The sequence below is a fragment of the Endozoicomonas sp. SESOKO3 genome (assembly GCF_024606255.1).
Genome location: NZ_JAHHPR010000735.1, coordinates 1 through 3,428, shown reverse-complemented (window position 1 = coordinate 3,428; position 3,428 = coordinate 1). Strand labels below are relative to the sequence as shown.

General features: G+C 47.8%; 5 protein-coding genes. 4 read left to right on the top strand and 1 reads right to left on the bottom strand.

Annotated features, from left to right (window positions below; all coding sequences use genetic code 11):
• The coding region (locus tag KDK18_RS12945; protein ID WP_257255342.1) for an F-box protein at positions 1 to 493 on the bottom strand (493 nt) is incomplete at its 3' end.
• 227 nt (positions 494 to 720) lie between these two features.
• On the opposite strand from KDK18_RS12945, the gene sigZ reads away from it, so the two are divergent.
• The 4 genes from sigZ to KDK18_RS12925 all read left to right on the top strand — a co-directional run.
• Positions 721 to 1,257 carry an RNA polymerase sigma factor SigZ gene (gene sigZ / locus KDK18_RS12940; protein ID WP_257255341.1) on the top strand — a complete coding sequence of 179 codons (537 nt, stop codon included), beginning with the start codon at positions 721 to 723 and terminating at the stop codon, positions 1,255 to 1,257.
• Between the two features lie 140 nt (positions 1,258 to 1,397).
• Positions 1,398 to 2,159, top strand: a complete 762-nt coding sequence (locus tag KDK18_RS12935) for a glutathione S-transferase family protein (RefSeq protein WP_257255340.1) — start codon at positions 1,398 to 1,400, stop codon at positions 2,157 to 2,159.
• A gap of 122 nt (positions 2,160 to 2,281) precedes the next feature.
• Positions 2,282 to 2,977 (top strand): class I SAM-dependent methyltransferase, encoded by a 696-nt coding sequence (locus tag KDK18_RS12930; protein WP_257255339.1) that lies wholly within the window; start codon positions 2,282 to 2,284, stop codon positions 2,975 to 2,977.
• A 102-nt stretch (positions 2,978 to 3,079) separates the two neighbouring features.
• Positions 3,080 to 3,428: gamma-glutamyltransferase (locus tag KDK18_RS12925; RefSeq protein ID WP_306670935.1), on the top strand; the 349-nt coding region annotated here is incomplete at its 3' end.

Genomic DNA, 3,428 nt, shown 5'->3' with positions numbered 1-3,428 from the left:
TTTTGAGTGTTTCTACTAACTCAAATTTTCTGCATAAAGACATCAGTTGACTGTTGGTGAAAAGTAACTGAAGAGGAAAATAAATATTCTTTCGTTGTTCAATGAGTGTCTCGACAGTGCCCTTATTAGCAAACGGCTCCAACCAATTACGGAGTTGTTGCTCATCTTTTGTTTTAAGGGTGGCCTTTAGTTGGTCCAGGTATGGTGAAGGAAACCGGCGATTCCATGCTCTTCCCAAAGCGTTATTGTCTTTAACAAGATCGCGAAAATATCGGCATACCTTTGCTAAACGGGTAACCTCTCGTAAACCCAAATAGCGAACAATCTCTAACTGTGTTAATTCGGGCAAATACAAGAATGGAGCGTTATTGTTGTAATAAGGAGTAACGTCCCTACCTGCACTGACACCCGTTGGTGCTTCCTCCAGTTGAGCTTGCACAGGTATTGGCAAGAGTGCTACGTCTATGCTCGAACTGCTTTTCACAGGGTCCATGCCCGATTCCTCCATGGCTCCAAATTCAGTATTTATCCTTGCTTGGGAAGGACATTCAAAATTGATCCGTTCTGTTAGACTCGGCTTTAAAGCGGAAGTTCAAAATATTGAGGTCAGTGGAACCAAGATTATTGATAGCTCCTGCAAATGTTTGTTTTTATCAGCTTTCCGGACACGCAAAGCGTTATCGAATAAAAAACCAACCTTTTGAACAGGAGCTGACTGTTATGCAAAGTCACTGGCAGGAGCATAAAGCTCAGCTGCAACACTATATAGCCCGTGAAGTGAGCGAACCATCGGCAGTGGATGACATTCTGCAGAACGTCTATCTGAAAGCGCATAGCCAGATTCAGACACTGAAATCAGAAGACAGAGTGGCTGGCTGGTTATATCGGATTGCCCATAATGCCGTCATGGATTACTACCGCCAGCAAAAGCCCTGGGATGAGTTGCCAGACGACCTTGCCGCCGCGGAAGAAGATGATGCAGAAAAGAGTCATCAGGAACTGGCCCGCTGTCTGGTGCCTATTATGGATGAGCTGCCCGAGAAGTACCGGATTCCCCTGCGGATGTCAGAGCTGGAAGGCATGAGCCAAAAACAGGTGGCAGTAGCCCTGGGCTTGTCAGTGTCCGGTGCCAAGAGCCGAATCCAACGTGGCCGGGTTCAGCTGAGAGAACGTTTCACTGCCTGCTGCGATATTGAAATCGGCCGGGGCGGTGTGACCGACTACCAGCCTAAAAAAACCGGCTGTGAAGATTGCTGAGAGCAACCAACAGCGAAGAAAACATGTTTAAGAGAAAAAATTAATTTTTTTGCGTCCTTTTTTCATACCTCACGTCTTTATAAACGACGACGAACTAACAGGCCGGTCTGACTGGCTATCGCTGGATCGAGGTATAAAACATGTTGAAAGTCATCAGCTTTAAAATCTGCCCATTCGTGCAACGTATTACCGGAATACTGGAAGCCAAGAGCATTCCCTATGACATTGAGTACATCAGCCTGAGCGAAAAGCCCCAGTGGTTTGTGGATATTTCTCCAAACGGCCAGGTACCCGTACTGGTCACTGAGAATGGCGTGGCCCTGTTTGAATCCGATGCCATCGCTGAATATCTGGAAGAAGCTTATCCCGCATTGCAGCCTGGCTTGAGTGCAGAGCAGAAAGCACTGAATCGCGCCTGGAGCTACCTGGGCAGTAAGCAGTATCTGGTCCAGTGCGCTGCCCAGAGAAGTCAGGATGCTCCGACTCTGATCAAGCGCGCCGGGAAGCTCGCCAGTGCCTTTGCCAAAGTGGAGAAGGTTTTGGGTGAGCACCTATTCTTCAACAGTGATTCACTAAGCATGGTCGATCTGGCGTGGCTGGCCGTGTTGCATCGTGCTCATCTCATTCAAGAAAACACGGGCTATGACTTCCTGACCTTTTATCCCAAAACTAAAGCATGGCAAAAAAGTCTGCTGGCTACCGGACTGGCCGAAAAGAGTGTCGCCGAAGACTTTGATGAAAAGTTCACAGGCTTTTATCTGTCTGGGGAGACCTTTCTGGGCCGCTGTGAACAGGGAGGGGATTGCAACGCCTCTAATCTCGAAGAGTGCAGCATAGAAGCGGACTGCTGCAAGACAAAAGCCGTGACTTGTAGGGATTCTGGCAATAGCTGCGGATGTTAAGCATCTGCTTTGGATGGATGGCCTGTTCGAATAGCATTTATGGGTGTTTTTTCGGATAGTTGGCATGGCTTTTCCTGATACCCTTTTGACCACTGAAAACAAACATTTGAGAGGGTGTAAGGATGAGCAAAATGTACGAGCAGTTCGCCAGGGACTACGAGAAAGCCATTGTCGATAATATTTACAATGGCAATCTGGAGCGTCCGTCTTTAATTGCTATGTTGCCTGAACTCGCCGGGAAAAATGTTCTTGATCTGGGGTGTGGGCCGGGTGTCTACGCAGAGTATTTGCTCAATCAGGGTGCATCGGTGACTGCGGTTGATGTCTCCCAGGAAATGATTGAGATCGTCATAGAGAAGTTGGGTGATAAGGTTCAAGCTTATCCGCAGGATCTCTCCCGGGGGCTGCCGCAAGAAAAAGATGCCAGCTATGACATCATTATTTGTCCTCTGACTGTGCATTACATTGAAGACGTCAGCTTGTTGTTCGGTGACGTTAAGCGCCTGCTGAAACAGGGAGGCGTATTTATTTTTTCTACCCATCACCCGGTAGTGGATTTAGAAGTGTCACCTTCAGACAACTACTTTCAAAAAGAGCTGGTCACGGAAGAGTGGGATACGGTGGGTCATCTTGTCGAAGTAAGCTTCTACCGTCGTTCATTGACAGAGTGGTTTGAGAGCCTGGCTTCAGTGGGTCTCTGTGTTACTCAGCTGTCAGAAGGAAAACCGACAGAGCGCATGAAGTCTCTCTGTGCTGAAAGTTATAAAAGGTTATCCACAACGCCTCACTTTATTTTCTTTAAGTGTGAAGTCAGGTAAGCACCTTTTTATAACCTTCAACTCCAAAAGCCATTGCACATTTGAGCTAACACTGAAACCATTGGCCGACCTGATAAAAATTAATTTAAAGGAAGTCTTGCTATGTCTGGGGGAGTTTTCAGACGGTGCGGTATCACCGCCAGTCTTTTAGTTGCTTGCTTTAACGTGCAGGCAATGGCCGCGAATATGAGTGATGATCTTGCTCCGGAGGCTGCAACAGGATTTCAACAAAAGAGTCTGGTAAAAGCCAGCAAACATATGGTGGTGGCGGCCAATCCGCTGGCTGTTCAGGCAGGTGACGAAGTCCTCAAAAGAGGCGGTTCGGCAGCAGATGCGGCGATTGCTGTTCAACTGGTGCTGACTCTGGTTGAGCCGCAGTCGTCCGGTATTGGCGGAGGCGCCTTTACCCTCTACTTCGATGCCCAAAAAAACCGTCTGATCACTCTGGATG